Source organism: Bradyrhizobium sp. Leo170, from assembly GCF_004296405.1.
GTDB lineage: Bacteria > Pseudomonadota > Alphaproteobacteria > Rhizobiales > Xanthobacteraceae > Bradyrhizobium.
On record NZ_PSRR01000752.1, the window covers coordinates 1 to 1083 of the forward strand.

At 58.0% G+C, this 1083-nt stretch carries 2 protein-coding genes; one reads left to right on the top strand and one right to left on the bottom strand.

Going from position 1 to position 1083, the window contains the following annotated elements; genetic code table 11:
- Positions 1-81 precede the first annotated feature (81 nt).
- Positions 82-291 carry a hypothetical protein gene (locus CWO89_RS44490; protein ID WP_028169432.1) on the top strand — a complete coding sequence of 70 codons (210 nt, stop codon included), beginning with the start codon at positions 82-84 and terminating at the stop codon, positions 289-291.
- Positions 292-782: 491 nt separating this feature from the next.
- On the opposite strand, the gene CWO89_RS44495 is transcribed toward CWO89_RS44490, so the two are convergent.
- Positions 783-1083 (bottom strand): DUF1521 domain-containing protein (locus tag CWO89_RS44495; RefSeq protein ID WP_130231970.1); only part of this gene is annotated, 301 nt, incomplete at its 5' end.

Genomic DNA, 1083 nt, shown 5'->3' on the forward strand with positions numbered 1-1083 from the left:
GCGCCCTGAGCCTCGTCAGCTTCTCGAAAGCTAACGCTGCTAGCATCAGAGAATGGGTTATCAACAGGCGATGTTACGAAGATGAACGCAGGTGCACCCGATATCGGAGCCGCGGGAAGCAATAACGGCGCGAATGTTGACGGAACCGAGGGGGGCGATGACGCCAACTCGCAGGCCATGCAACAACGCAAAGCTTTCGAAATGGCTCTTGGCATGATCGCAATGCGAATTGTCAACGATGCGCAGGCCGATCTCGACTCTGCCATGGACGATACAGAAGAGGATGTTTGAGTCGGCTCCGCCGAATCGGCAATAGCGAGCCGTGAATGGCACATCCAAACAACGGTGAGAAGAGAGGAAAGAGAGGAACTTCTCCGCAGCTGAACGATCCGCACCTCAATGGTACTGGTCGTTCAGATCGGTTGCGGTAAGTTGGCGTTACAGTCCTTAGGGTTCTTCTCGCTCCGGCCACTCCGGTCAGCCGTCTCTCGGTAGCCCAAGACATCTCGCTCGTATGTCGAACGGACTCGCCTCGCTTGGGCCAATCGCGCATCTACAAACCCGCAGGCCATAAAGGTGTCTTATAGACGAGACGCCCCCACGCATCCGTGTCGCGCCTTCGTTGCCGACTGTTAGCGGCAGAGATATGACAGCCCGATCATCGAAAACATGAGAGCGCGGCTAATGCATGGATAGCGCCAAGCGAGGCGCTTCCCTGCGCGCCCGCGCTGAGAAGAATGGGAGCGGGCGACAGCGTCCGCTCCCCTTTTCTTGAACTGCGCTCAGATCGGCCCCACCCCGCGGCCTTGGAGCAAGCGTCGAATCAGCTTGACACGCTCATTGGCGGCGATGCTCGCCTGGTTGACCTCACATCCGGATCTACGCTCATTGGCGTCGATGCTCGCCTGGTTGACCTCACATCCGGATCTATCGACCCACCCTTGACCCTGCTCATATATCGTCTGTGCACCATCCGATGTCAGCTGATCGAGGGTTCGGCCAGCATTGGACTGCGTCACCTTCAGATTGTTGGCACCATCCTTGTCGTCACCGAGCCCCTCGACAACCATGGCGTTGTCGCCG